The sequence below is a fragment of the Streptomyces hamibioticus genome (assembly GCF_047946815.1).
Classification (GTDB): Bacteria; Actinomycetota; Actinomycetes; order Streptomycetales; family Streptomycetaceae; genus Streptomyces.
Genome location: NZ_JBKKQY010000001.1, coordinates 2,651,466 through 2,677,837, shown reverse-complemented (window position 1 = coordinate 2,677,837; position 26,372 = coordinate 2,651,466). Strand labels below are relative to the sequence as shown.

24 protein-coding genes are annotated in these 26,372 nt (G+C 71.9%); 8 read left to right on the top strand and 16 right to left on the bottom strand.

Features of this window, described 5'->3' with window-relative positions:
* The first annotated feature begins 287 nt into the window (after positions 1-287).
* Both ACLGIH_RS11820 and ACLGIH_RS11815 read left to right on the top strand, forming a co-directional pair.
* Positions 288-998, top strand: a complete 711-nt coding sequence (locus tag ACLGIH_RS11820; RefSeq protein WP_416525207.1) for an aggregation-promoting factor C-terminal-like domain-containing protein — start codon at positions 288-290, stop codon at positions 996-998.
* Between the two features lie 139 nt (positions 999-1,137).
* Positions 1,138-2,487 carry an AI-2E family transporter gene (locus tag ACLGIH_RS11815; protein ID WP_416525206.1) on the top strand — a complete coding sequence of 450 codons (1,350 nt, stop codon included), beginning with the start codon at positions 1,138-1,140 and terminating at the stop codon, positions 2,485-2,487.
* 99 nt (positions 2,488-2,586) lie between these two features.
* On the opposite strand, the gene ACLGIH_RS11810 is transcribed toward ACLGIH_RS11815, so the two are convergent.
* Positions 2,587-3,120: an alkyl hydroperoxide reductase gene (locus tag ACLGIH_RS11810; protein ID WP_416525205.1), complete on the bottom strand. Its 534-nt coding sequence runs from the start codon at positions 3,118-3,120 to the stop codon at positions 2,587-2,589.
* A 6-nt stretch (positions 3,121-3,126) separates the two neighbouring features.
* Positions 3,127-3,681: a peroxiredoxin gene (locus ACLGIH_RS11805; protein WP_416525204.1), complete on the bottom strand. Its 555-nt coding sequence runs from the start codon at positions 3,679-3,681 to the stop codon at positions 3,127-3,129.
* A gap of 129 nt (positions 3,682-3,810) precedes the next feature.
* On the opposite strand from ACLGIH_RS11805, the gene ACLGIH_RS11800 reads away from it, so the two are divergent.
* A complete protein-coding gene (locus ACLGIH_RS11800; RefSeq protein ID WP_416529345.1) occupies positions 3,811-4,752 on the top strand; it encodes a LysR substrate-binding domain-containing protein in 942 nt (313 codons plus the stop codon).
* Positions 4,753-4,894: 142 nt separating this feature from the next.
* On the opposite strand, the gene ACLGIH_RS11795 is transcribed toward ACLGIH_RS11800, so the two are convergent.
* From ACLGIH_RS11795 to ACLGIH_RS11775, 5 genes are all read right to left on the bottom strand, one after another.
* The gene (locus ACLGIH_RS11795) at positions 4,895-7,195 is read right to left on the bottom strand and encodes an ABC transporter permease (protein ID WP_416529344.1); all 2,301 of its coding nucleotides are present in this window, start codon (positions 7,193-7,195) and stop codon (positions 4,895-4,897) included.
* Between the two features lie 83 nt (positions 7,196-7,278).
* The gene (locus tag ACLGIH_RS11790) at positions 7,279-7,965 is read right to left on the bottom strand and encodes an ABC transporter ATP-binding protein (protein ID WP_416525203.1); all 687 of its coding nucleotides are present in this window, start codon (positions 7,963-7,965) and stop codon (positions 7,279-7,281) included.
* Positions 7,962-8,486 (bottom strand): PadR family transcriptional regulator, encoded by a 525-nt coding sequence (locus ACLGIH_RS11785; RefSeq protein ID WP_416525202.1) that lies wholly within the window; start codon positions 8,484-8,486, stop codon positions 7,962-7,964. The genes ACLGIH_RS11790 and ACLGIH_RS11785 overlap by 4 nt, the downstream gene beginning before the upstream one ends.
* Positions 8,487-8,611: 125 nt before the next feature.
* Positions 8,612-8,869 carry a type II toxin-antitoxin system antitoxin gene (locus ACLGIH_RS11780; RefSeq protein WP_416525201.1) on the bottom strand — a complete coding sequence of 86 codons (258 nt, stop codon included), beginning with the start codon at positions 8,867-8,869 and terminating at the stop codon, positions 8,612-8,614.
* Positions 8,866-9,801: an SPFH domain-containing protein gene (locus ACLGIH_RS11775; RefSeq protein ID WP_416525200.1), complete on the bottom strand. Its 936-nt coding sequence runs from the start codon at positions 9,799-9,801 to the stop codon at positions 8,866-8,868. The genes ACLGIH_RS11780 and ACLGIH_RS11775 overlap by 4 nt, the downstream gene beginning before the upstream one ends.
* Before the next feature lie 266 nt (positions 9,802-10,067).
* On the opposite strand from ACLGIH_RS11775, the gene ACLGIH_RS11770 reads away from it, so the two are divergent.
* Complete coding sequence (locus tag ACLGIH_RS11770; protein ID WP_416525199.1) at positions 10,068-12,395, top strand: transglycosylase domain-containing protein; 2,328 nt, start codon at positions 10,068-10,070, stop codon at positions 12,393-12,395.
* Between the two features lie 58 nt (positions 12,396-12,453).
* Here the strand turns inward: ACLGIH_RS11770 and ACLGIH_RS11765 are convergent, their stop codons facing one another.
* From ACLGIH_RS11765 to ACLGIH_RS11750, 4 genes are all read right to left on the bottom strand, one after another.
* Positions 12,454-14,538 (bottom strand): SpoIIE family protein phosphatase, encoded by a 2,085-nt coding sequence (locus ACLGIH_RS11765; RefSeq protein ID WP_416525198.1) that lies wholly within the window; start codon positions 14,536-14,538, stop codon positions 12,454-12,456.
* A 217-nt stretch (positions 14,539-14,755) separates the two neighbouring features.
* Positions 14,756-15,469 carry a cytidylyl-2-hydroxypropylphosphonate hydrolase gene (gene fomD / locus ACLGIH_RS11760; protein ID WP_416525197.1) on the bottom strand — a complete coding sequence of 238 codons (714 nt, stop codon included), beginning with the start codon at positions 15,467-15,469 and terminating at the stop codon, positions 14,756-14,758.
* A gap of 73 nt (positions 15,470-15,542) precedes the next feature.
* Complete coding sequence (locus ACLGIH_RS11755) at positions 15,543-16,928, bottom strand: class II fumarate hydratase (protein WP_416525196.1); 1,386 nt, start codon at positions 16,926-16,928, stop codon at positions 15,543-15,545.
* A gap of 137 nt (positions 16,929-17,065) precedes the next feature.
* Complete coding sequence (locus ACLGIH_RS11750) at positions 17,066-18,742, bottom strand: fumarate hydratase (RefSeq protein WP_416525195.1); 1,677 nt, start codon at positions 18,740-18,742, stop codon at positions 17,066-17,068.
* A 148-nt stretch (positions 18,743-18,890) separates the two neighbouring features.
* Between ACLGIH_RS11750 and ACLGIH_RS11745 the strand changes: the two genes are divergently transcribed.
* On the top strand, positions 18,891-19,595 hold the full coding sequence (locus ACLGIH_RS11745; RefSeq protein ID WP_416525194.1) for a DUF1707 SHOCT-like domain-containing protein: 705 nt from the start codon (positions 18,891-18,893) through the stop codon (positions 19,593-19,595).
* 172 nt (positions 19,596-19,767) lie between these two features.
* On the top strand, positions 19,768-20,142 hold the full coding sequence (locus ACLGIH_RS11740; RefSeq protein ID WP_416525193.1) for a WhiB family transcriptional regulator: 375 nt from the start codon (positions 19,768-19,770) through the stop codon (positions 20,140-20,142).
* 125 nt (positions 20,143-20,267) lie between these two features.
* Here ACLGIH_RS11740 and glpX read toward each other — a convergent pair whose 3' ends face one another.
* Positions 20,268-21,299, bottom strand: a complete 1,032-nt coding sequence (gene glpX, locus ACLGIH_RS11735; RefSeq protein WP_416525192.1) for a class II fructose-bisphosphatase — start codon at positions 21,297-21,299, stop codon at positions 20,268-20,270.
* 127 nt (positions 21,300-21,426) lie between these two features.
* Here glpX and ACLGIH_RS11730 point away from each other — a divergent pair, with 127 nt between their 5' ends.
* On the top strand, positions 21,427-21,960 hold the full coding sequence (locus ACLGIH_RS11730; RefSeq protein ID WP_416525191.1) for a DUF4245 domain-containing protein: 534 nt from the start codon (positions 21,427-21,429) through the stop codon (positions 21,958-21,960).
* Between the two features lie 92 nt (positions 21,961-22,052).
* Here the strand turns inward: ACLGIH_RS11730 and ACLGIH_RS11725 are convergent, their stop codons facing one another.
* Positions 22,053-22,643: a malonic semialdehyde reductase gene (locus tag ACLGIH_RS11725; RefSeq protein ID WP_416525190.1), complete on the bottom strand. Its 591-nt coding sequence runs from the start codon at positions 22,641-22,643 to the stop codon at positions 22,053-22,055.
* 204 nt (positions 22,644-22,847) lie between these two features.
* Here ACLGIH_RS11725 and ACLGIH_RS11720 point away from each other — a divergent pair, with 204 nt between their 5' ends.
* Positions 22,848-23,060, top strand: a complete 213-nt coding sequence (locus ACLGIH_RS11720) for a DUF4287 domain-containing protein (RefSeq protein WP_416525189.1) — start codon at positions 22,848-22,850, stop codon at positions 23,058-23,060.
* A 344-nt stretch (positions 23,061-23,404) separates the two neighbouring features.
* On the opposite strand, the gene ACLGIH_RS11715 is transcribed toward ACLGIH_RS11720, so the two are convergent.
* From ACLGIH_RS11715 to ACLGIH_RS11705, 3 genes are read right to left on the bottom strand one after another with little or no spacing between them, the layout of a single operon-like run.
* The gene (locus ACLGIH_RS11715; RefSeq protein WP_416525188.1) at positions 23,405-23,659 is read right to left on the bottom strand and encodes an exodeoxyribonuclease VII small subunit; all 255 of its coding nucleotides are present in this window, start codon (positions 23,657-23,659) and stop codon (positions 23,405-23,407) included.
* Between the two features lie 9 nt (positions 23,660-23,668).
* Complete coding sequence (xseA, locus tag ACLGIH_RS11710; RefSeq protein ID WP_416525187.1) at positions 23,669-24,877, bottom strand: exodeoxyribonuclease VII large subunit; 1,209 nt, start codon at positions 24,875-24,877, stop codon at positions 23,669-23,671.
* Positions 24,878-24,919: 42 nt separating this feature from the next.
* A complete protein-coding gene (locus ACLGIH_RS11705; protein WP_416525186.1) occupies positions 24,920-26,350 on the bottom strand; it encodes an APC family permease in 1,431 nt (476 codons plus the stop codon).
* Positions 26,351-26,372 lie beyond the last annotated feature (22 nt).

Sequence of the window (26,372 nt, the reverse complement as noted above, 5' to 3'; positions counted from 1 at the left end):
ACGCAACACAGAATTGCCTCACGCCGTCGTGTTACGGCAGAGTCTCGTTCCTGTCAGGCCCCGCATACGACACGGCCGCACCCCCAGCGGCGCGGTACCACAAGAGCACCACAAAGCCAACTCCATAGCATCGTCGTATGCCGCCCGAGCACCACGCGGCGCTCCCCGAGCGGGAGTTGCCCACCGGGCCCGCGCCTCCCGTGACCCCGAAGTTGGGGAGGCCAGCGCCAGGGGCACGATTGCGTCCGCGAGGGTCACCGAAGCGGGCGATGCTGGAAGGAAACCGTGTGAGCCGGATCTCGGTCCGGGGATTCGCAGTGGCCTCGGCCACGGCGGTCACCGCTGTCGGAAGCGTCGTCGGTGTTGCCTCGGGCAGCACCGCGCAGAACAACGACGCCGAAGCGACGGCCAGCGGCACGACGCTCCTCGCGGACATCCCCGTGGGGCAGCAGGCCCAGGTGCAGACCGCGTCCTTGACGCAGCAGGCCGATGCCCAGGCCATCGCCGCGGACGCCGGTGCCAAGAAGCAGGCCGAGGAGGCGGCGCGCAAGGCCGCCGCCGAGACCGCCATCGCGAAGAAGCAGGAAGCCGACGCGGCCGCCAAGAAGGCCGCCGAGGAGGAGGCCAAGAAGCGCGAGGAGGCCAAGAAGGCCGCCAGCCGCAGCGCCGCCCGCGACTCCTCCACCTTCGCCGTCCAGAGCTCGTACACCATCGCGCAGATCCAGTCGATGGCGCGGCAGATGGTGCCGAGCGGCCAGTGGCAGTGCTTCAGCAACATCGTGGACCACGAGTCCAGCTGGAACTACAAGGCGGTCAACCCCTCCTCCGGCGCCTACGGCCTCTTCCAGGCGCTGCCCGCGGGCAAGTACGCCTCCGCCGGTGCCGACTGGCGCACCAACCCGGCCACCCAGATCAAGTGGGGCCTGAACTACATGAACGAGCGCTACGGCAGCCCCTGTGACGCCTGGTCGTTCTGGCAGGCCAACCGCTGGTACTGAACCGGCCCGCGACCCCCGGTCGCCGCTCAACCCCTGGCAGCCCCTCGCCGTCCTACGGTGAGGGGCTGTTCCCCTGTAGGTTCGGAGCCGACGACTCCAGGGGGGAGTGGTGGGGAGAGACGGGGGAAAAGGACGGATCATGTCGCGAGTGCCAGGGTGGCTCGGTCGGCTGGGTGCCGGACTGACCCGGATGAGCCGGAAGCTGGACCAGCGCCGTGCCGAGGTGGAGCGGGAGCACGCCCGGGCCGAGGCCGAGCAGGGGCCGCACCCCGACCACGTGCCGCCGCCCCCCGACCACCCGCCGGCCGTCCAGCCCCGCCCCGACCCGGCACAGGCCGTGCCGTGGGGCATGCGGGTCGCCGCGGAGGCGGGCTGGCGCCTGCTGATCCTGGCGGGCACGCTGTGGGTGCTGATGCGCGTCATCAGCGCCGTCCAGCTGGTGGTCCTGGCCTTCGTGGCCGCCCTGCTGATGACGGCCCTGCTCCAGCCGACGGTGGCGCGGCTGCGCCGGATCGGGGTGCCGCGCGGCCTGGCCACCGCGATGACCGCGATCCTCGGCTTCGTGGTGATGGGGCTGATCGGGTGGTTCGTCACCTGGCAGGTCATGGAGAACATCGACACCCTCTCCGACCAGGTCCAGGACGGCATCGACGAGCTGCGCCGGTGGCTGCTCAACAGCCCCTTCCACGTCACCGACAAGCAGATCAACGAGATCGCGACGAACCTGCGCGAGGCGGTCGGCGCCAACACCGAGCAGATCACCTCCGCCGGACTGGAGGGCGTCACGGTCGTGGTCGAGGCGCTGACCGGCATCCTGCTGGCGCTGTTCTCGACGCTGTTCCTGCTCCACGACGGCAAGCGCATCTGGCAGTGGACGCTGAAGCTGGTCCCGGCCGCGGCCCGGCCGGGCGTGGCCGGCGCCGGCCCGCGCGCGTGGCGGACGCTGACGGCGTATGTGCGCGGCACGGTGGTGGTGGCCCTGATCGACGCCATCTTCATCGGCCTCGGCATCTACTTCCTGGACGTGCCGATGGCCGTGCCGCTGGCCGTGTTCATCTTCCTGTTCGCCTTCATCCCGCTGGTCGGCGCGGTGGTGTCGGGCGCGCTCGCGGTCGTGGTGGCACTGGTCACGCAGGGCGTGTTCACGGCCGTCATGACCCTCGTCGTCGTCCTGGCGGTGCAGCAGATCGAGGGGCACATCCTCCAGCCGTTCATCCTCGGGCGCGCGGTGCGTGTCCATCCGCTGGCCGTGGTGCTGGCGGTCTCCTGCGGCGGGCTGGTGGCCGGCATCGGCGGCGCGGTGGTCGCCGTACCGCTGGTCGCGGTGACCAACACCGTCGTGGGCTATCTGCGGGCGCACTCCCGTGAGGTCGCGCTGCGGCAGACCCCCAAGCCCCATGGCGCCACGTCGACCGACGCCGCCCCGGCGGCGGAGCCGAGGGCGCCGTCCGACCCGCCTCCGCCGCCACCGGACCCGGCCTCGGCGTAACGCCCCGGCACGGCGACGGGCCCCGCCCACCACCAGGGTGAACGGGGCCCGTTCCGCGTGTTCGTGCGCGGGACCGGTACGCGCGACCGGTGCGCGGGACTACTCGGCGAGGACCGCCTCGGCGTCCAGCGTGGCGCCCACGGCCTGGACCACGGCCGCGATCTTGAACGCCTCCTGGACCGTCTCGCGGTCCAGGCCCGCCTTGCGCAGCACCTGCTCGTGCGAGTCCAGGCACATGCCGCAGCCGTTGATCGCGGAGACCGCGAAGGACCACAGCTCGAAGTCGACCTTGTCGACGCCGGGGTTGCCGATGACGTTCATCCGCAGGCCGGCCCGCAGGGTGCCGTACTCGTGGTCCGACAGCAGGTGCCGGGTGCGGTAGAACACGTTGTTCATCGCCATGACGGCGGCGGCGGCCTTGGCGGCCGTGTACGCCTCCGGCGTCAGGTTGGCCTTGGCCTCCGGCTCCAGCTCACGCAGCACGATGGGGGAGCGCGAGGCGATGGCGGTCGCCAGCACGGTGCCCCACAGCTGCTGGGCGGGCAGCTCGGAGTTGCCGATGACCGAGCCCAGGTTGAGCTTCAGGTCCTTGGCGTAGTCCGGTATGGCGGACTTCAGGGTGTCGAGGGACATGTCGGATCACTCTCCGGCGAGCAGCTTGACCGGGTCGAGGGTCTCCTCGCCCTTGGTCCAGTTGCACGGGCACAGCTCGTCGGTCTGCAGGGCGTCCAGGACCCGCAGGACCTCCTTGGGGTTCCGGCCGACGGAGCCCGCGGTCACCATGGAGAACTGGATCTCGTTGTTCTGGTCGACGATGAAGACGGCGCGCTTGGCGAAGCCCTCCTCGTCCTCGATGCCCAGGTCGCGCATCAGCTCGTGCTTGGGGTCCGCCATCATCGGGAACGGCAGGTCACGCAGGTCGTCGTGGTCCTTGCGCCAGGCGTGGTGGACGAACTCGGAGTCGCCGGAGAAGCCGAGGACCTGGGCGTCGCGGTCGGCGAACTCGTCGTTCAGCTTGCCGAAGGCGGCGATCTCGGTCGGGCACACGAAGGTGAAGTCCTTGGGCCAGGCGAAGACGACCTTCCACTTGCCCTCGTAGGTCTTGTGGTCGATCGTCGCGAACTCCTTGCCCTTCTCCAGCGAGACGCAGGCGGTCAGTTCGAACTCGGGGAACTTGTCACCGACAGTGAGCACACGCTCTCCTTGCAGCGAAGAAACACCCGGTTTGCAGGTGTTTCCCATGGGTTGGACGTTGCTGATGTTGGCACACCGTGCATTGATTACGGAAATAGCTACACTCGGTCCGGTTGATCGGAGGTAGTTATCAGTACTGTCGGTAAGCCGAAGCAGCCCAGCCTCGCCCAGCTCCGCGCCTTCGCCGCCGTCGCCGAGCATCTGCACTTCCGGGACGCGGCCGCCGCGATCGGCACCAGCCAGCCCGCGCTGTCGGGGGCCGTGTCGGCGCTGGAGGAGACACTCGGTGTCACCCTCGTCGAGCGTACGACGCGCAAGGTGCTGCTCTCGCCCGCCGGCGAGCGGCTCGCCGTCCGCGCGAAGGCGGTGCTGGCGGAGGTCGGGGCGCTGCTGGAGGAGGCGGAGGCGGTCCGGGCGCCGTTCACCGGCGCGCTGCGCCTCGGCGTCATCCCGACCGTGGCGCCGTACGTGCTGCCGACCGTGCTGCGCCTGGTGCACGAGCGCTACCCGGACCTCGACCTCCAGGTGCACGAGGAGCAGACCGCGAGCCTGCTGGACGGTCTGGCCGCCGGCCGCCTGGACCTGCTCCTCCTCGCCGTTCCGCTCGGCGTGCCGGGCGTCACCGAGCTGCCGCTCTTCGACGAGGACTTCGTGCTGGTCACCCCGCTCGACCACTGGCTCGGCGGCCGGGAGGGCGTCCCGCGCGAGGCGCTGCGCTCGCTGAACCTGCTGCTGCTCGACGAGGGGCACTGCCTGCGCGACCAGGCGCTCGACATCTGCCGGGAGGCGGGCCGCGCCGACGTCCCGGCGACCACCACGGCCGCGGGCCTGTCGACGCTGGTGCAGCTGGTGGCGGGCGGCCTCGGTGTGACGCTGCTGCCGCGCACGGCGGTCCGGGTGGAGACCTCGCGCTCCACCCAGCTCCTCACCGCGTCCTTCGCCGACCCGGCCCCCACCCGCCGCGTCGCCCTGGCCATGCGGACGGGGGCGGCCCGGGCCGAGGAGTACGAGGAGCTGGCGGCGGCGCTGCGGGGGGCGCTGCGGGAGCTTCCGGTGCGGATCGTCGGGTGATCCGCACCCGCCGCCCCCGACCGTCCCGTCCCGGGGGATCCGCCCCCGCACCCCCGTCGCCGGCCTGAACGGCCTCGTCCTCAGACGCCGGACGGGCTGGTGTGTCAGCTCGTCCGGCGTAGCGGGGGCCCGGAGGCGAGGGCTACTCGGTGCGCAGGCCCTCCGGCCGCATCAGCCGCAGCAGCGGCGGCAGGCTCAGCAGCGTCACCACCAGGACGACCGCCGCGCCGATGCCGGTCATCGACCACACGCTCGCCCAGTCCACCCGGACCGGCGTGGCCGTCATCTTCAGCAGCACCGCGCCCAGCGTCAGACCCACCACGGTGGCCAGCAGCAGGCCCAGGGCGATCGGAATCGCCGTCTGCCACAGCACCGACAGGCTCAGCGTGCGCCGCCGGGTGCCGAAGGCGACCAGCGAGGACAGCAGCTTCCTGCGCTCCCGCAACTGCTCCAGCTGGGACACCAGCAGACTCGCGCCGATCAGCGCCAGCACGCACGCGGCTCCGACGAACAGGCCGGTGCGGATCGCGGTGAACCGCTCGGTCCTCTCCTGCGCCGACCACACCATGGGGTACGTCATCGGGTCGATGGCCGCGGCCGTGTTGCGGACGTACTCCTCCACGTCCGGCACGGACCGGTCGAGCCGGAGGTAGACCGTTCCGGACAGGACCGGCTCGGCGGCCGCCGCCAGCGCCTTGGGCGTGACGAGGAAGCCGCCGGTCTCCTGGCCGGTCGGTCCGGTGCGCGGCCGGGCCTCCCGGACCTTCTCGGGCACCGTCCAGGGGATCTCGCGGCCCTTCGGACCGCCCTCGTAGGTCGGATCGAGGTAGAGCGTCCGGCCCGGCTCCATCAGCTTCCCGGCGTCGGTGTCGTGCTCCGTCCGGGGCACGGCGAACACGTCGCCGTCCCGGCACGAGGGCAGCCCGGCGATCTCCCGGAGGGCCGCGCAGTCCCCGACGGTCAGCGCCGTGGTGAGTTCCGGGTCGGCACGCCGGTCGCCGAGGTAGGCCTCGGAGTACGCGTACACCCCGCGCACCCCCTCGGTCTCGCGCAGCTTCTCCGCGGCCGGCCCGATCGGCACCTGCTGCGGCACGCTCACCTGCATCTGCGCGCGCATGACGTCGTACCCGGTCATCTCGGTGTAGTCGTCGTCGACGCCCGCGAACAGCATCTGCAGGGCGATCGCCCCGGCGACGGCCACCGCGATGCCGTTGACCATGCGGGCCGCCGTGCCGCTGCTCACCTGGAGGCGGCGCACCGCCAGCTGCCAGGACACCCCGCCGGCACCGAGCCGGGCGACGACCGTCTCCACCACCCACGGCAGCAGCGCGGTCACGCCGACCAGCAGCAGGACGACGCCGCCGATCACCAGGTACTGGTTGAAGTCCCCGCCTGAGCGGCCCTGGCCGATCATCGGGTACAGCATGGCGAGACCGGCCAGCGGCAGCAGCAGCCGCCACCACAGCCGGCGCCGCGCGGGTTTCGCCGTGCGCACCACGCCGAGCGGCTCGATGATCACGCCGCGCAGCGCGAACAGCGTCACCAGGACGGCCGCCGCCGGCACGGCCACCGCGACCAGCAGCGCCAGCAGCGGCGAGGGGTTCAGATAGCTCGGGAAGACGCTCACGTGGAAGACCACCGCGTGGCCCGCCAGCTGACGGCCGACCAGGAAGAACACCGCGCCGAAGCCGAGCCCGAGCAGTGCGCCCGCCAGTGCCTCGCCGGCGGCGATCCGCCGCGTCATCCGGCTGTCGGAGCCGACCAGCCGGAGCGCCGCCAGCCGCCGGTCGCGCCGCTCGCCGCCGAAGCGGACGGCCGCGGCGATGAAGACGGCGACCGGCATCAGCAGCACCGCGAACACGACCAGGATCAGCAGGAGCAGCACCGGGTCCAGTGGCTCCGAGCCGGGGTCCGGATCGCCGAACCGGTCGATACGGGCCACCCGGCCGCCGTCGATGCGCGGCGCGAGCCCCTCGGCGCCCTGGTAGAAGGCCAGTTCGGCCGAGCCGACCAGCCCGCTCTCGCCGATCGTGCCGACGATCCGGTCCGGCAGCCGCTCCCGCAGCAGCTTCCCGGCGTCCGACTCCAGAAGCTCCTTCAGCGCCGGGGAGACGACCATCTCGCCCACGCCCGGGAACCGCTCCACACCGGGCGGCAGCGGCGCCCGCGGGCCCTCGGGCTCCAGCGCCCGGCCCCGGACGGACTCGTCGCGGTAGTCGGTGCCGACGTTCGCGACGACGAGGGTGTCCTCGGCCTCGGGAATCACCTTCTGGCTGAACGTGATGTCCGTGCGGGCGTTCTCCCGGTCGTCCCGGGCGGAGAGCGCACTGGGTATCGCCGTCGTCAGCAGCAGCAGCGCCACCCCGAGTCCGACGCCGACGGCCGTCAGCAGCGCCCGGGTCCAGCCCTCGCGCCCGCCGGTGAAGGCGAACCGGACACCCATCGCGAGGTCACCGGCCCACGTGGAACGCGAAGGTGCGGCGCGCAGCGCCTCGGGTAGGGCGGTGGTGGGCGACGGGCGGGCATTCATATCGCGCGCTCCATGTCCCGGGACCTGCCGTCCCGTACGACGATCTCGCGGTCGGAGTAGGCGGCCACCCGGGCCTCGTGCGTGACCAGCACGACGGCGGCGTTGGTGGACCGCGCGGCGTCCGTGAGCAGCTCCATCACGCGCTCGCCGTTGAGGGAGTCCAGCGCGCCGGTCGGCTCGTCGGCGAACAGCACGCGCGGGTCGGTCACCAGCGCGCGGGCGACGGCGACCCGCTGCCCCTGACCGCCGGACACCTCGCCCGGCCGCTTCTTGCGCAGGTCGTCGACCTCCAGCCGCTCCATCCAGGACAGCGCGGCCCGTTCGGCCTGCTTGCGCGGCGCGCCGTTCAGCCGCAGCGGCAGGGCGACGTTCTCCACGCAGGTCAGCTCCGGCACGAGCTGGCCGAACTGGAACACGAACCCGAACTCCGAGCGCCTGAGCGCGCTGCGCCGGGCGTCGGTCATGGCGGACAGCTCCCGCCCGTTGTAGGTGATCGTCCCGGAGTCGGGGGTGACGATGCCGGCGAGGCAGTGCAGCAGCGTCGACTTGCCGGACCCGGAAGGGCCCATGACGGCGACGACCTCGCCGGGGTGGATGGAGAACTCGGCGCCGTCGAGGGCGAGGGTGGGACCGTAGGCCTTGCGCAGGCCCTCGGCGGTGAGCAGCGAACCGGCCGGAGTCATCGGGCCACCGCCTCCCGGAGCCGGTCGAGGCGCGCCGCGGTCAGCTCGAGCCAGCGCAGGTCGGCCTCCAGGTGGAACAGGGCGTGGTCGCAGACGAGCTGGTCGGCCAGATCGCCCTTGCGCTTGCGGTCGGTGAGGATCCGCATGCTGCGCAGATGCTCCGAGCGCTGGGTGTCGAGGATGTCGGCGGCGTCCCGGTGGGTGAGCAGCGCGAGGACGACCTTGGTGTACAGCGTGGACTGGAGGTACGGCTCGGGCTTCTCCGGGGTGCCGAGCCAGCGCTCGACGTCGGTGATGCCGGCGTCGGTGATCGCGTACCGCTTGCGCTCGGGACCGCCGCCGGCCTCGATGCCGTCGACCTCGACCAGGCCGTTCTTCAGCAGCCGGGACATGGTCGAGTAGACCTGGCCGTAGTGCAGCGGCCGGTCGTGACCGAACTTCTCGTCGAAGGCCCGCTTGAGGTCGTAACCATGGCGGGGTCCGGACTCCAGGAGTCCGAGGAGGGTGTGACCGATGGACATGCGGAGCACTCTACACACGGTGTATACGCAAGGTGTATACGCGGGGTGTGCAGATCATGGCGGGGTGTACGGCGGTGCAGGTCGGGGCCGATTGTCACGATTCCGCCACCGCCCCGACCGGGCGGCTAGGGCTCCGGTTCGGCGTCCCGTTCCGCGGCCGGCGGCCGTCCCCGGCGGGGGATCGGCCCCGCCTCGCCCGGCAGCCGGCCGGACTCCGCCAGGGCCCGGCGGAGCAGGAACTCGATCTGGGCGTTGGCCGAGCGCAGCTCGTCGCCCGCCCAGCGGGCCAGTGCCTCGTAGACCAGCGGGTCCAGCCGCAGCAGCACCTGCTTGCGCCGCTGCGGCCGTCGCTTCCGGGAGGGGTCCTCGGCGGGGGTCGTCACTGGTAGAGCGTCCCGGTGTTGATGACCGGCTGCGCGGCACGGTCCCCGCACAGCACGACCATCAGGTTGGACACCATCGCGGCCCTGCGCTCCTCGTCCAGCTCCACGATGTCCTGCTGGGTGATCCGGGCGAGCGCCGCCTCGACCATGCCGACGGCGCCGTCCACGATCTGCCGCCGTGCCGCGACGACCGCCCCGGCCTGCTGCCGCTGGAGCATCGCCGAGGCGATCTCGGGGGCGTAGGCGAGGTGCGTGAAGCGGGACTCGATGATCTGCACGCCGGCCGCCTCCACGCGTGCGCGCAGTTCGACCGCGAGCTTCTCGGTGATCTCCTCGGCGTTGCCGCGCAGCGAGAGGCCGTCCTCCTCGTGGGCGTCGTAGGGGTACTCGATGGCGATGTGCCGCACGGCCGCCTCGGTCTGCGTGGAGACGAACTCGATGTAGTCGTCGACCTCGAACGTCGCCTGGGCGGTGTCCTCGACCCTCCACACCACGACCGCCGCCAGCTCGATCGGGTTGCCGTAGGCGTCGTTGACCTTCAGCACCGCGGTCTCGTGGTTGCGCACGCGGGTGGAGATCTTCTGGCGGGAGGTGAGCGGGTTCACCCAGCGCAGTCCGTCCTGCCGGATCGTGCCGCGGTACCGCCCGAAGAGCTGGACCACCCGCGCCTCGCCGGGCGCCACCATGTTCAGCCCGCCCATGGCGAGGGCCGAGGCGAGGGCGACCAGGATGCCGCCGATGATCAGCGCGGCCTTGCCGCCCGCGCCGGAGACCGCGGTGGCGGTGACGACCATGCCGACGCCGGCCAACAGGCCGACCAGTCCGAGCAGCAGGGCGAGCCCGCCGCCGACGCTGTGCGCCGGGAACTCCCGCACGCGTGGCTCCGGCATCTCCGGAGCGTCGGCGGTGATCTGCGTGTCCTGTATCGGCATGAGTGCTCCCCGTCCGTCCGCGCCCTCGGGCGCCGATGTCGTATAGCTGACTGCTAGATAAGTGATATCACTTTATCCCGCCGTGGCAACCCTCAACCGCTCTCGCACGTCGGTTCCATGGGGGCGCGTGCTGATTCTCACGTCCGTAAAAGACCGGATCGGCCGCCCTTTGTCACTTCTGACGGTGTTAGCTTTCTGAGCTGACCTGCCGACGAAACCTGTGTGACGTCTGAGCACACATGAGCGAAGCGGAGCGGACCGGATCCATGGGGCGAGCGGAAGAGAGAAGAGCGAGGCAGCGCGGTGGCCGCCGCGCGGCGCCGCAGCGCGGCCGCTCGTCGGGTGCGACCGGCAAGAGCGGCATACGCCGGCTGTTCACCTGGAAGAAGATCCTCGGCACGTTCTTCGGTCTCTGCCTGCTCGGCATGGGCGCCTTCATCGTGCTGTACATGGTGATCGACATCCCGCCGGCCAAGTCCGACGCCAAGCTGCAGAGCAACGTCTACAAGTACAGCGACGGCTCGGTCATGGCCCGGGACGGCGAGCGCAACCGTGAGATCGTCGACCTGTCCAGAGTGCCCAAGGACGTCCAGCACGCCTTCGTCGCCGCCGAGAACAAGACCTTCTACAAGGACGCCGGCGTCGATCTGAAGGGCACCGCGCGCGGCGTGTTCAACACACTCGCCGGCAAGGGCGCGCAGGGCGGCTCGACCATCACCCAGCAGTACGTCAAGAACTACTACCTGACGCAGGACCAGACCGTCACGCGCAAGCTGAAGGAGCTGGTCATCTCGCTCAAGCTGGACCGGGAGAAGTCCAAGGACTACATCCTCGCCGGCTACATGAACACCAGCTACTACGGCCGCGGCGCCTACGGCATCCAGGCCGCCGCCCAGGCCTACTACCGCGTCGACGCCGAGGACCTCACCGTCGAGCAGGGCGCCTACCTGGCCGCGCTGCTCCAGGCGCCGAACCAGTACGACTGGGCGATCGCCAGCGACACCGGCAAGAAGCTGGTCCGGCAGCGCTGGAACTACGTGCTGGACAACATGGTCGAGATGAAGTGGCTGGACCGGTCCGAGCGGCAGGCCATGAAGTTCCCCGAGCCCGAGGAGCCCAGGCCCGCCCCCGGGCTGAAGGGCCAGGCCGGGTACGTGGTGGAGACGGCCAACGCGGCCCTGATGAACCGGCTGGTCGCCGAGGGAACGGCCGAGGACATGAACCAGGCCAAGGTCATGGTGGACGCCGGCGGCTGGACCATCACGCTCAACATCGACAAGAAGAAGCAGACGCAGCTGGAGAAGGCGGTCAAGACCCGGCTGACCAGCAAGCTCGACCCCGACCAGCGTGACGTCGACGCCGACGTGCAGGCGGGCGCCGTCTCCGTGGACCCGGAGACGGGCGCGGTCGTGGCGATGTACGGCGGCGTGGACTACCTCAAGCACTTCACGAACAACGCCACCCGGGACGACTACCAGCCCGCCTCCACCTTCAAGCCGGTGGTCCTGGCCGCCGCCGTGGACGACGACGCCGAGACACAGGACGGCGTGCCGATCACGGCGGACACCGTCTACGACGGCGACAGCCGGCGCCCGGTGGTGGACAACGGCCGCAAGGTCGGCTTCGCGCCCCCCAACGAGGACGACGTCGACTACGGCGACATCACCGTCCAGGAGGCGATGAACAAGTCCGTCAACTCCGTCTTCGCCCAGATGGGCATCGACGTCGGCATGGACCGGGTGGTGGACGTCGCCGGCCGGCTCGGCATGGAGACCGAGGGCATGGAGGCCGTGCCCGCGCAGACCCTGGGCAGCATGGGCGCGAGCCCGCTGGAGATGGCCGGTGTCTACGCCACCCTCGCCAACCACGGCGAGAAGGTCACCCCGGCCCTGGTCAAGTCCGCCGAGCACAACTCCCGCACGGTCGACTTCCCCGAGCCGATCGGCGAGCAGGTCATCAGCCGCGAGGCCGCGGACACGGTGACGTCCGTGCTGACCGGCGTGGTCAACGACGGAACGGCCCAGCGGTCCGTGCGGGACAACCCGCTCCGCAACGGCCAGCAGGTCGCGGGCAAGACGGGCACCTCCGACAACAACAAGTCGGCCTGGTTCAGCGGCTACACGCCCGAGCTGGTCACCTCCGTCGGCCTGTTCGGCGAGGACGACAAGGAACCGCACCCCCAGGTCCCGATGTACAAGGCGGGCGGCGTCGACCACCGCGTCAACGGCGGCGGCTTCCCGGCGGAGATCTGGGCGGCGTACACCTTCGGTGTGACGGACGGGAACAGCGAGTTCGTCCTGGAAACCAAGCAGGGCGCGGCGGTCCGGCCGAGCAGCACGCCCTCCGCGTCCCGGACGCCGTCGCAGACCCCGACCGAGGAGCCGTCCTCCGAGGCGCCCTCCTCCGAGCCGCCGGTGTCCGAGGAGCCCAGCTCCGAGCCGCCGTCGCAGACGCCGTCCGGGACCCCGTCCTCGGCCTCGCCGAGCATCTCCCAGTCGCCGCAGCCGCCGACGGGCGACGAGTCCCCGGACGACGACGAAAAGCCGTTGCTGCCCAACGGCGCCTGGCAGCGACCGGAGCAACGGCAGCAGTGAGACGCTCGGGGCGCCCGGTGATCACCGGGCGCCCCGGCGTTTCCGCGCGACACGGGGCTCAGCCCCGGTTCAGCTCGAACCACACCACCTTGCCGGTGCTCAGCCGGGTCGCGCCCCACCGCCGGGCCAGCCGGTTGACCAGGTACAGCCCGCGCCCGCCCTCGTCGGTGGCCCGGGCCTGCCGCAGCCGCGGCAGCTGGGGCACGTCGTCACCGACCTCGCAGCGCAGCACGTCGGTACGGAGCAGCCGCAGCGTGACCGGCCGGGTCGCGTACCGCACGGCGTTGGTCACGACCTCGCTGACCAGCAGCTCCACCGAGTCACTCAGCTCGTCCAGGCCCCAGCGGGCGAGCGCGCGCCGGGCCAGTCGCCGGGCCCGGCCCGGGGCCGTGTCCTCCGGCTCCAGGAACCAGTACGCCACGTCGCTCGGCGCGATCCCGTCGAAGCGGGCGGCGAGCAGCGCGATGTCGTCGTCCCGGTCGCCCGGCCCGAGCATGTCCAGCACCTCGTCGCACAGGGCCTCCAGCGGCGGCGGATGGTCCGGCCCGGTCAGCTGCGCCGTCGCGGCGAGCTTCTCGCGCAGCTGCTCTATGCCGGTCCACACGTCCCGCAGGCGGGACTCCACCAGCCCGTCGGTGTACAGCAGCAGGGTGCCGCCGGCCGGGGCGTCCAGCTCCACGGCCTCGAAGTCCACGCCGCCGACGCCGATCGGCGCCCCCGGCGGCACCCGCAGCACCTCGGCCCGGCCGCCCAGGTGCAGCAGGACCGGCGGCGGGTGGCCGGCGTTGGCGATGGTGATGCGGTGCGACACCGGGTCGTACACGGCGTACAGGCAGGTGGCCATGCGGTCGGTGCCCAGGCGCTGCGCCTGTTCGTCGAGGTGGTGCAGCACCTCCTGCGGCGGCAGGTCGAGCCCGGCCAGCGTCTGCGCGGTGGTGCGCAGCTGGCCCATGATGGCCGCCGACGTCATCGAGTGGCCCATCACGTCGCCGACCACCAGGGCGACCCGGCTGCCGGGCAGCGGGATCGCGTCGTACCAGTCGCCGCCGACCCGGGCGGTCTCGGCGGCCGGGAGGTAGCGCGAGGCCAGCCGGACGCCGGTGCAGCGCGGCAGGTGTTCGGGCAGCATCGTGCGCTGCAGCTCGTCGGCGATGTAGGCCTCGCGGCCGTACAGCACCGCCTTGTCGATGCCGAGCGCGCTGTGCGTGGCCAGCTGGGCGGCCACGAGCAGGTCGTCCGGTTCGAAGGCGACGCGCTCGGGGCGGCGCAGGAACAGCGCGGCCCCGATCACCCGGCGCCGGCCGCGCAGCGGCGCCAGAATCGTCCGCCGACCGCTCGGTACGGTGAACTCGCCGCCCTCGCCCAGCAGCTCGGGCAGAGCGGCGCGGGCGGCGGAGGTGTCGGTGAAGACCGGACGCACCCCGCGCAGCACCTCGGCGAGGGCGCTGCCCGGCCGTACCTCGCACAGCTCGGAGCCGACCGTGTCCAGCTCCGACGGCTCGGGCTGGGCCGGGGGCATGAAACCGCCCTCGGTGTCCCGCTCGGCCGGTATCCGGTCGGTGCGGCGCAGCCGCAGCACCAGCGGGCCGCTGGGGCGCTCGTCGCCGACCGGCAGCGGCTCGCGCAGATAGACGAGGATCGCGTCGGCGAACGTCGGCACGGTGGCCCGGCACAGGCCCATCACGATCTCGTCGAGGTCCATGCCGCGGGCGATCCGCCGGGTCGCGGCGCCCACGAAGCGCAGCCGGTCCCCGTCCCGGCGCATCGGCGTGGGCCGCCCCGGCGCCGGTTGCTGCCCCGTGCGCCGCTCCGGGGCCGGGCCGGCGGCGTCGTCCGGCTCGCCGTCCGGCTGGGCCGGAATGCCCTCGGGCGCGGGTCGCGGGCGGTGCGTGTCGGGCTCGGCGTCGTGCTCGGCACCGGGCTGGGAGTGCTCGGCGAGACCGCCGGCGGGCGCCGTCTGGGGTGCCGGCGGTGCGGCGGGCGTGGACGGCGTCTCGCCGGTGCGGCCCTGGGCCGGCAGACCGGCCTGCGGGATGCGCGGCGTCGGGGTACGCAGCAGCGCCCCGCGGGGGTCCGCGGGGGCTGCGCCCGGCTGGGGGCGCTCGAAGGAGATCGGGTGCTCCGTCACGCGTGTCGAATCCATCCGTCTGCGACTGCGCGCCGCGCGTGCAGTTCGTCTCGCAGAAGTCCCGATACCCGGAACACGTGCCCCGGGAACGGAATGCCCTCGTACCTCTCGTTCACGTCCTGCCGCCCCTCGGTGACGATCGGTCAAGCCCGCCGTGTGCTCCTGAAGTTGCCGCCGTGCGCACGTGCGGAGGACGATCCTACGTTTCTTGCCGGGGGGCGCATCAAGGGTCTCATGAGGACACCTGCGCGGGCGTACGGTCCCAGTCCTCCGGCAGCGACGGTACGTGCCAGTCCGGGTCGGGGCGCCAGTTTTCCCAGCCGTCCGGGAACGGCGGCCCCCAGGCGCCGATCGTCTCCACCGCCGCCCGGCCCGCCCGCCGCACCCGCTCGGCCTGCGCGGAGTCCATCAGACCGTCCCGCTGGGCCTGCGCGAACTCGTCCTCGTCGCGCCAGTGCCAACTCCGGTCCGGCTGCACGGAGATGTCCAGAAAGTGGTCCTCCGAGTCGACACCGCCGGACCAGCGGGTCAGCGGTTCCTCCAGGTTGACGTACCAGTTCTTGAACCGCCAGCCCGGCTCCCAGAACAGCCACACCGACCAGGGCTCGCCGGGGCGCGCCAGCTTCAGCACTCCGGTGCCGAACCACCGGTCGCGCTGGACGCCGCGCGGCTTGGTGTAGCGCGACGCCAGCGGTTCCCGGTGCACGGGCGTGCCGTCGGCGAGCACCGGCTTCACGCACTCGGTGCCGGGCGCCAGCCACACGGCGAGCACCTCGGGGTCGTCCCGGACGACGGTGACGGGGCGGGCGATGTGGATGCGCGGGCCGCCGTTCTCCCGGTACCGCCACAGTATGTGGCTGCCGGGCGCCCAGAAGGCCGCCGGGGGCGCCGGAGCCGCCGCTCCGCCCGCCTCCGCCGCCGTGCTCACCGTTTCACCGTCTGCCATGGCCAGATAGTAGGTGCCACCGGCATACGACGCTGCGGCGGCCGTCACGGTCCGCGTCCGGTCCGCGGGCCGCTCAGGGGCGGGTCATCCGCAGGACGTCCAGCGCTTCGTCCAGTTGCTCCTCGGTGAGGTCGCCGCGCTCGACGTAGCCGCCCTCGACCACGACCTGACGGATCGTCTTGCGTTCCTGGAGCGCCTTCTTGGCGACCCTGGCGGCCTCCTCGTACCCGATGTACTTGTTGAGCGGCGTCACCACGGAGGGTGAGGACTCGGCGTACTCGCGGGTCCGCTCGCGGTCGGCGACGACGCCGTCCACGGTCCGGTCGGCCAGCAGCCGGGAGACGTTGGTGAGCAGCCGGATCGACTCCAGCACGTTCTTGGCGATGACCGGCAGCATCACGTTGAGCTCGAAGTTGCCGGAGGCGCCGGCGGTGGCGATGGTCGCGTCGTTGCCGGTGACCTGGGCGCAGACCATCAGCACCGCCTCCGGGATCACCGGATTGACCTTCCCCGGCATGATGGACGAGCCGGGCTGGAGGTCGGGCAGCAGGATCTCCGCGAGCCCGGTCCGCGGACCCGAGGACATCCAGCGCAGATCGTTGGCGATCTTCGTCAGGCCGACCGCGATGGTGCGCAGCTGCCCGCTGGTCTCGACGATGCCGTCCCGGGCGCCCTGCGCCTCGAAGTGGTCGCGCGCCTCGGTCAGCGGCAGCCCGGTCGCGCGGGCCACCTCTTCGATGACGGCGGCGGAGAAACCGGGCGGGGTGTTGATGCCGGTGCCCACGGCGGTGCCGCCGAGCGGCAGTTCGGCCAGCCGGGGGAGCGAGGCGGTCAGCCGCTCGATCCCGTAGCGCACCTGGGCGGCGTACCCGCCGAACTCCTGGCCCAGGGTCACGGGCGTGGCGTCCATGAGATGGGTACGCCCGGACTTCACCACGTCGGCGAACTCCTCGGCCTTGCGCTCCAGCGCGGCGGCGAGATGCTCCAGCGCGGGGATCAGGTCCCGGCTGACGGCGGCGGTGGCGGCGATGTGGATCGAGGACGGGAAGACGTCGTTGGACGACTGGGAGGCGTTGACGTGGTCGTTGGGGTGCACGTCCCGGCCGAGCCGTTCACTGGCCAGGGTGGCGACGACCTCGTTGGTGTTCATGTTGGACGAGGTGCCGGAGCCGGTCTGGAAGACGTCGACCGGGAAGTGCTCGTCCCACTTCCCCTCGGCGACCTCGGCGGCCGCCTCCTGGATCGCGCCGGCGATCTCCTTGTCCAGCACCCCCAGCTCGGCGTTGACCTTGGCCGCCGCTCCCTTGATGCGGGCGAGCGCCTCGATGTGCGCGCGTTCGATGCGCTGCCCGGAGACGGGGAAGTTCTCCACCGCCCGCTGGGTCTGGGCCCGCCACTTGGCGTGGGCGGGGACCCGGACCTCGCCCATGGAGTCGTGCTCGATGCGGTATTCGCTCATACCCGGTACAGCGTGTGACCGGGGGCGGATGTTCCGCGTCCCCGGGGGCTGTGCCCCCGGGGACGTGGGGACCCTCCCTCTGGGGGAGGGCAGGGGCGGCGGGGGCGAGGAAAATCCTTCTGCCGCACCCCCGGGGACTACGCCAGCCCCGGCCCCCGCACCGGAATCGACGTGAACGTCGGCGCCGGCGCCGGGTCCTGGAAGAAGTCGTTGCCCTTGTCGTCCACGACGACGAACGCCGGGAAGTCCTCGACCTCGATCTTCCAGACGGCCTCCATCCCGAGCTCCTCGTACTCGACGACCTGGACCTTCTTTATGCAGTCCTGGGCGAGCCGCGCCGCCGGCCCGCCGATGGACCCGAGGTAGAAGCCGCCGTGCGCGGCACACGCGTCGGTCACCTGCTTGCTGCGGTTGCCCTTCGCCAGCATCACCTTCGAGCCGCCCGCCGCCTGGAACTGCTCCACGTAGGAGTCCATGCGCCCGGCGGTCGTCGGGCCGAACGACCCGGACGCGTACCCCTCGGGCGTCTTCGCCGGACCCGCGTAGTACACCGGGTGGTCCTTCAGGTACTGCGGCATCTCCTCACCCGCGTCCAGCCGCTCCTTGATCTTGGCGTGCGCGATGTCACGGGCCACGACCAGCGGGCCGGTCAGGGACAGCCGGGTCTTGACCGGGTACTTGGTCAGCTCGGCGAGGATGTCGTCCATCGGCTGGTTGAGGTCGATCTTGACGACGTCACCCTCCGACTCCAGCTGCTCGTCCGTCGTCTCCGGCAGGAACCGCGCCGGGTCGGTCTCCAGCTGCTCCAGGAAGACCCCCTCGGCGGTGATCTTCGCGACGGCCTGCCGGTCCGCCGAGCAGGACACCGCGATGGCGACCGGGCAGGACGCACCGTGCCGCGGCAGCCGGACGACCCGGACGTCGTGGCAGAAGTACTTGCCGCCGAACTGCGCGCCGATGCCGATCTTCTGCGTCAGTTCGAAGACCTTCTCCTCCAGCTCCGTGTCCCGGAAGCCGTGCCCGAGCGGCGAGCCCTCGGCCGGGATCTCGTCCAGGTAGTGCGCGGAGGCGTACTTGGCGGTCTTCAGCGCGTACTCCGCGCTGGTGCCGCCGACGACGATCGCCAGGTGGTACGGCGGACAGGCGGCCGTACCCAGCGAACGGATCTTCTCCTCCAGGAACGTCATCATGGAGGCCTCGTTCAGGACGGCCTTGGTCTCCTGGTAGAGGAAGCTCTTGTTGGCGCTGCCGCCGCCCTTCGCCATGAACAGGAACTTGTAGGCGCCGCCGTCGGTCGCGTACAGCTCGATCTGGGCGGGGAGGTTGGAGCCGGTGTTCTTCTCCTCCCACATGGTCAGCGGGGCCATCTGCGAGTAGCGCAGGTTGAGGTTCTGGTACGCGTCGTAGATGCCGCGGCTCAGGGCCTCCTCGTCACGGCCCTCGGTCAGCACGTTCTGTCCGCGCTTGCCCATGACGATCGCCGTGCCGGTGTCCTGGCACATGGGCAGCACGCCGGCCGCCGCGATGTTCGCGTTCTTCAGCAGGTCCAGCGCCACGAACTTGTCGTTGCTCGACGCCTCGGGGTCGTCGATGATCCGGCGCAGCTGCGCCAGGTGGGCCGGGCGCAGGTAGTGCTGGATGTCGTGGATGGCCTCCTCGGCCAGCTTGCGCAGCGCCTCCGGCTCCACCTTGAGGAACGTCCGCCCGTCGGCCTCGAAGGTGGAGACACCCTCGGAGGTCACCAGCCGGTACGGGGTGGTGTCCTCTCCCATGGGGAGCAGATCGGTGTACGCGAACTCAGGCATGGCGCCCATTCCTCACTCACGGCAGACAGCGGCTGGCCTCCATTGGCAGCGCTCACCAGCGTAGAACCTGCGGTCGGGGCGGAGCTTGTGAGGTCGGGCTCAGTTCGTCCCCGACACCCCCTAGTCGCGATCTATCGCGTTTCGGTACGCTGCTGCCGTGGACCTTCACAAGCACGCCCGCCCGCAGGACACCGCCCCGCGCGTCACCGAGCCGGCCGTCACCGAGCTGCGCGCCTCGGATGCCGACCGCGACCGCGTCGCCGACATGCTGCGCGAGGCCCTCGCCGAGGGCCGCCTCACCGCGGAGGAGCACGCCGAGCGCGTCGAGGGCGTGCTGGCCGCCAAGACGGTCGGGGAGCTGGACGTCTTCGTCCGGGACCTGCCCGCCGCGCACCGGCGCCGGGTACCGCACGCCCCGGCCCCCGACCGCCCGGCCGCCGACGCCCTGCCGGCGGTGGCCGACGACAACGTGGTCGCGGTGTTCAGCGCCGCCGTCCGCAAGGGCCGCTGGCGCGCGGGCCGCCGTGTCCACGCGTACGCGGTCTTCGGCAGCGTCGAGATCGATCTCAGCGAGGCGATCTTCGAGTACCAGCAGGTCGTCATCAAGGCGTTCTCGGTCTTCGGCAGCGTCGAGGTCCGCGTCCCGGAGAACGTGTCGCTGCGCGGCACCGGCGGCGGCGTCCTCGGCAGCTTCGAGGTGGACACGCTCGACTCGGCCGATCCCGGGGCCCCCGTCGTCTACGTCGACGGCTGGGCCGTCCTCGGCAGCGTGGAGGCGCGGCCCAAGCGGGGCAAGATCGTCGCGGACATCCTCGACCGGGTGCAGCGCAAGGTCGAAAGGCGCACGCGCAAGTACCTGTGACCACTGTGCCGATGTGAACCCTCGTTGCCACTGTTGCCGCTGTTGTCCCTGTGACCGTTGGCGGTCGCGAAGCCGGAAGCGGCGCTTCGGAACTCAGTGCATAGGCGCGCGCACAGCGGGTAGGCCTTGACGCATCGTCTCTCGCTCGCGAAGCCGTCGTCAGGAGTAGACCGTGCTGCAAACGCCGCATTCGTCCCTGCAGGTAGCTGCCGTTCCGGCCCAGCGGGTGCCAGCGCGGGACAGGGACCAAGACGCTCCGTGGCACACCGAGGCGGTGTGCCGGCGCGACGAGGCCGGCCTGTTCTTCGCACCCTCCAAAGAACCCACCGCCGCCCGGCTCTCGCGAGAGGAGGCGGCCAAGCGCGTCTGCGCGCGCTGTCCGGTCATGGTCGAGTGCCGCGAGCACGCCCTGCTCCAGCCCGAGCCGTACGGCGTCTGGGGTGGCCTCACCGCCGCCGAGCGCCGCGTGGTCCTGGCCCGGCGCCGCCGCCGCGAGCTGGAACTGAAGAAGACGGCGCGAGCGGCCCGCATAGCGGCAGCGGGCTGACCCGGCACGCACGCGGGAAAGGGGCGCCCCCCCGATGAGGAGGGCGCCCCTTTCAACGCCTTGAGTGTTTCAACGCTTTGAATGCCGGGCCCGCAGCTGATCGGTGCCCGGCACCCCCGGCCGCGCTACTTCGCCCGGTCGAAGTCGATCGCGCTGTACGCCCGCAGCTTGCTCAGCCGGTGCTCGGAGTCGATGCGCCGTACCGTGCCCGACCGCGAGCGCATGACGATCGACGACGTCGTGGCCGTCTCGGCCCGGTACCGCACCCCGCGCAGCAGCTCGCCGTCGGTGATCCCGGTCGCGGCGAAGAAGACGTTGTCGCCGGAGACCAGGTCGTCCGTGGTCAGCACGCGGTCCAGATCGTGCCCGGCGTCGATCGCCCGCTGCCGCTCCTCGTCGTCCTTGGGCCACAGCTTGCCCTGGATGGTGCCGCCCAGGCACTTCACGGCACAGGCCGAGATGATGCCCTCGGGGGTGCCGCCGATGCCGAGCAGCAGGTCGATGCCGGTGCCCTCGCGCAGCGCGAGGATGGAGCCGGCCACGTCGCCGTCGGAGATCAGCTTGATGCGGGCGCCGGTCTCCCGGATCTCCTGGATCAGGCCCTCGTGCCGCGGCCGGTCCAGGATGACGACGGTGACGTCCTCGGGCGTGGACCGCTTGGCCTTGGCCACCCGGCGGATGTTCACGGACACCGGCGCGTCGATGTCCACGAAGTCGGCCGCGTCCGGGCCGGTGACCAGCTTGTCCATGTAGAACACGGCGGACGGGTCGAACATCGAGCCGCGTTCGGCGGCGGCCAGCACCGCGATCGCGTTCGTCATGCCCTTGGCGGTCAGGGTCGTGCCGTCGATCGGGTCCACGGCGATGTCGCACTCGGGCCCGGTCCCGTCGCCGACGCGCTCGCCGTTGAAGAGCATCGGCGCCTCGTCCTTCTCGCCCTCCCCGATGACGACGACGCCGTTCATCGAGACGGTGGAGACGAGGGTGCGCATGGCGCGCACCGCGGCACCGTCGGCGCCGATCTTGTCCCCGCGCCCGACCCAGCGGCCGGCGGCCATCGCCGCGGCCTCGGTGACGCGGACCAGCTCCATTGCGAGGTTGCGGTCGGGGGCCTCGGAGGGGACGTCCAGCTCGGACGGCAGATGATGCTCGGTCATCGGAGCGCACCTTTCTGATACGACGACGGCCGGATGAGGGTGTTGGCCACGACTCTATCGTTAGGCAGACAAAATGAGCAGGGGACCCCACGGATGAGCGCTCCGGGGACCTGCGACGATAGGGGGCGTGGCAGGTACGAAAGGCAAGCAGAAGACGGCCCGGGACATGGTGCTCTCCATGGGCGTCATCGTTCTCGCGGGGCTGGTCATGTGGCTGTTCATCCCGCACGAGGACGGCGAGCCCGACCTCAAGCGGGTCGACTACCGGGTCGAGCTGCTGACCGCGCGCCGCGCCGCGCCGTACCCGGTCGCGGCGCCCGAGGGGCTGGCCAAGGACTGGAAGCCGACGTCGGTCCGCTACCGGGGCGCCGAGTCCGACACCTGGCACCTGGGCTTCCACACCGCTGACGGTGAGTACGTGCAGGTCCAGCAGTCGACGCAGAAGCCGGCCGAGTTCATCGACGACGCCACCCAGGGGGCGCGGGAGACGGAGCGGACCGAGGAGATAGCGGGCCGGACGTGGACCCGGTACGAGGGCGGCCGGTACGACGCCCTGGTGCTGAAGGACACCGGCGGCGTCGAGGGGGCGACGACCATCGTGGCGGGCACGGGCTCGTTCGAGCAGCTGGCGAAGATGGCGGCGGCGCTGAAGATGGCGTGAGCCCGCGCGCGTACGGCGCGCGCGTACGACCGCGCGTACGACGAAGGCCCCCGGCGGCGCGCCGGGGGCCTTTTCCGTGGCCGGGGGCGGTCTCAGACCGTCGTGACGACCTGCTCGTAGGCCAGGCGCGGGGAGCGCGGGAACCAGGCGTCGGGGCCCGGGCGGCCGATGTTGACGACCATCAGCGGCGTGTGGTCGTCGTCCAGGAACTCCTTGCGCACGCCCTCGAAGTCCAGGCCCGTCATCGGACCGGCGGCCAGGCCGGCGGCGCGGACGCCCACGATGAAGTAACCGGCCTGGAGGGCGGCGTTCAGCGCGGCGGCGTTCTCCCGGGCCGGGCGCTCGCTGAAGAAGGCGTCCTTGGCCTCGGGGAAGTGCGGGAAGAGGTGCGGCAGTTCCTCGTGGAACTCGTTGTCCGCGGAGAGGATGGCGACCAGCGGGGCGGCGGCCGTCTTGGGCCGGTTGCCCTCGGCCATGTGCCGCACGAGACGCTCACGGGCCTCGGCGGAGCGGACCAGCGTGATGCGCAGCGGGGACTGGTTGAAGGCGGTCGGGCCGTACTTGACCAGATCGTAGATCGCCTGCACCTGCTCGTCGGTCACCGGTTCGTCGGTGAAGGTGTTGGCGGTCCGGGCCTCGCGGAACAGCAGGTCCTGGGCGGCGGGGTCAAGAACGAGAGACATGCGTGGTCCTTCTCGGGGCTGCGTCGGGTCCGTGGCGGGTGCACGGATCCGCTGACGGGTACGACCGTACGCCAAAAGAAGTTCAACCTTCAACCAAGATGCCGGTGACGCAGATCACGCCCTCCGACCGGTGATTTCACCCGCCGCCTACGGTCCTACCGGGTGAGACGCCACAGTTGACCGACACGAATGGGAAGCACCGACATGACCAGCACCGCCAAGGGCCCCGCCAGCTACTTCCCGTCGATCGAGAAGAAGTACGGCCGTCCGATCGCGGAATGGAAGGAGCTGATCCGCTCCTCGCCGCTCACCAAGCACATGGAGCTGGTCGGCTGGCTCAAGGCCGACCACGGCCTGGGCCACGGCCACGCCAACGCCCTCGTCGCCCACACCCTCGCCGAGACCGGCGAAAAGTAGCGAGCACGGCCGGCCGCCCCCAGGGGCGCGGGTCCGGGCGTCGGGGTTCGGCCGGAGGTCCGGGCAGCCCACCCAGGGGCGCGGGGAACTGCGCGACAAGCCACGACGGACCCGCGGCCGCCGTCCGCGAGGACCGACCGAGTCCCTGGGCGCGGGTCCGGGCGTCGGGGTTCGGCCGGAGGTCCGGGCGGTCCACCCAGGGGCGCGGGGAACTGCGCGACAAGCCACGACGGACCCGCGGCCGCCGTCCGCGAGGACCGGCTGAGGCCACGAACCCGCAGCCGCCGCAGGCGAACCCGCACGCGCCGCACATCACAACCGGCCGCGCTCCTGAGCGCGACGGATCAGTCCCGGTCGGCCCCTGCCTCCGCTTCCGCCTCCTCCGCCAGCGCCGCGTCCAGCCGGGCGCGGGCGCCGTCCAGCCGGCGCCGGCAGATCTTCGCCAGTTCCTCGCCCCGCTCCCACAGGGCGAGGGACTCCTCCAGCGACGTACCGCCCGCCTCCAGGCGCCGTACGACCTCGATCAGCTCATCGCGGGCCTGCTCGTAGCCGAGCGCCTCGTCCCGGGCCGCCGCCGTCTGCTCCACCTCGCTGGTCATCCCCACACCCTATGCATCGACTCTCACGGAGAACTCGCCCTCGGCCACCCGCGCGCGCAACGTCTCGCCGGCCGCCACCTCGTCCGGGTCGCGGACGGCGTGACCGTCGGACCGCTGCAGCACCGCGTACCCCCGCTTGAGGGTCGCGGCGGGGGAGAGGGCCACCACGCGCGCGTGCGTGTGGGTCAGTTCCGAGTCGGCGCGGTCGAGGTGGTGCCGCAGGGTGCGCCGGCCGCGCTCCAGCAGCCCGGTCACCTGCTCGGACCGTTCGTCGATCATCCGGTGCGGGTCCTCTATCGAGGGGCGGGCCAGCGCATGGGCGAGCCCCCGCTCCTCCCGCTCGACGAACGCCTCCACGCACCGCCGCGCCCGGTCCCGCAGCAGCCGCACCCGCTCGTACTCCTCGCCGACGTCCGGCACGACCTTCTTGGCGGCGTCGGTCGGTGTCGAGGCGCGCACGTCGGCCACATGGTCCAGCAGCGGATTGTCCGGCTCGTGGCCGATCGCCGACACCACCGGCGTCCGGCAGGCCGCGACCGCCCGCACCAGCTGCTCGTCGGAGAACGGCAGCAAATCCTCCACGCTGCCACCGCCGCGCGCGACGACGATGACGTCCACGTCGTCGATCGCGTCCAGCTCCTTGACGGCCTGCACCACCTGCGGCACCGCGTGCACGCCCTGCACGGCGACGTTGCGCACCTCGAAGCGGACGGCCGGCCAGCGGTGCCGGGCGTTCTCCAGCACGTCGCGCTCGGCGGCCGACGCCCGCCCGCACACCAGCCCGATCAGATGCGGCAGGAAGGGCAGCGGCTTCTTCCGCTCCGGCGCGAACAGCCCCTCGCGCGCGAGCGCCTTCTTCAGCTGCTCCAGCCGGGCGAGCAGCTCCCCGACCCCGACCGGTTTGATCTGGGCGGCCCGCAGCGACAGCTGCCCGCGCGGGGCGTACCACTCCGGCTTGGCGTGCACGACGACCCGGGCGCCCTCGCCGACCAGGTCGGCGACCGCGTCGAACACCTGCCGGTAGCAGGTGACGCTGACGGAGATGTCGTACGACGGGTCGCGCAGTGTCAGGAACACCACCCCGGCACCCGGCCGCCGCGACAACTGTGTGATCTGCCCCTCGACCCACACCGCGCCGAGCCGGTCGATCCAGCCCCCGATGAGCCGCGACACCTCACCGACGGGCAGAGGGGACTCGGGACTCGTGTTCACCGCCATGCCGCGAGCGTAGTCCGCCGCACCGACAATCCGGCCGCCCGCTCACCCCTCGACCGGCTCGCGCCGGGCCCCGACCCGGTTGCGCTGGGCCACGAGCACCACCAGCCCGACCGCCAGCCACACCAGCCCCACCAGCTGAGCCGTGCCCGACGCCTCCACGATCACCGCGAGGGTGATCGCCGCCCCGGTCACGGGGATCAGCACGTGCCGCCACCAGCTGACGCGGCCTCCCCGCCGCCGGACGGCGAACCAGCCCACCACGCTCGCGTGCAGCAGCGTGAAGGCCGTCAGCGCGCCGATGTCGACCACCGACACCAGGTGGTCCATCCCGTCGTCCCGCCGGGCCGCCCACACCGCGGCGACCATGGTGATCACGGCCGCGACCAGCAGCGCCACCCGCGGAACCCCGGAGAATGTCCGGGACAGCACCCCCGGCAGCCGCCGGTCGCGCCCCATCGCGAACAGCAGGCGCCCGGCCGCCGCCTGCCCCGCCAGCGCCGCGAACGCCGCGCCGATCGCCTTGCTCACCGCGACCAGGTCGTGCAGCCACGCCCCGACGGAGACGTCCACGGCGTCGTAGAACGCCGATCCCTGCCGCCCCGGCTCGGCCGCCAGCTCCGCCGACGACATCGGCGCCAGCAGCGCCGCCAGGTACGTCTGCGCCACGAACAGCACACCGGCCAGCGCGAGACAGAACAGCAGCGCCCGCGCCACCTTGGCCGACCCTCCGGTCACCTCCTCGGCGAAGGTGGCGATGGCGTCGAACCCGAGGTACGACAGCACCGCCACCGACACCGCGCCCACCACCGCCGACAGCGCGAACGCCCCCTGGGTGCCGTCCCCGGACAGCGGCGACAGCCAGCCGCGCTCGGCACCGTCGCGCGCGAGGACGACGACCGCCGCCGCGACGAACACCAGCAGGACCACGATCTCCATGGCGAGCACCGCGAAGCCCACCCGGGCCGCCGCCCGCACCCCCCACAGGTTCAGCAGGGTCGTCACGACCACCGCCAGCGCCGTCCACACCCACCGCGACACCTCCGGCACCAGCTCGTTCATCGCGATGCCCGAGAACAGATAGGCGACGGCCGGGATCAGGACGTAGTCCAGCATCGCCATCCAGCCGGCCACGAACCCGGCGCCCCGGCCGAGCCCCGCGCGCGCGTAGGCGAACACCGACCCCGCCTGCGGGACCACCCGCACCATCTGCGCGTAGCTGAACGCGGTGAACGCCATGGCGATCGTGGCGGCGACGTAGACCAGCGCCACCGCGCCGTGCGACTTGGCGTCCAGCGTGCCGAACACCCCGACCGGCGCCATCGGCGCGATGAACAGCAGCCCGTAGACGACCAGGTCACGGAAGCCGAGACTGCGCCGCAGCGCGTGCCCGTCACGCTCCCCCTGCCCGCCGTGCTCCCCGTGCGCGCCGTGCTCGCCCTCGGCCCGCTGGGCCCCCGTGCCGGACTCGGACATCGCGCCTCCGCCGTGCGTGTCG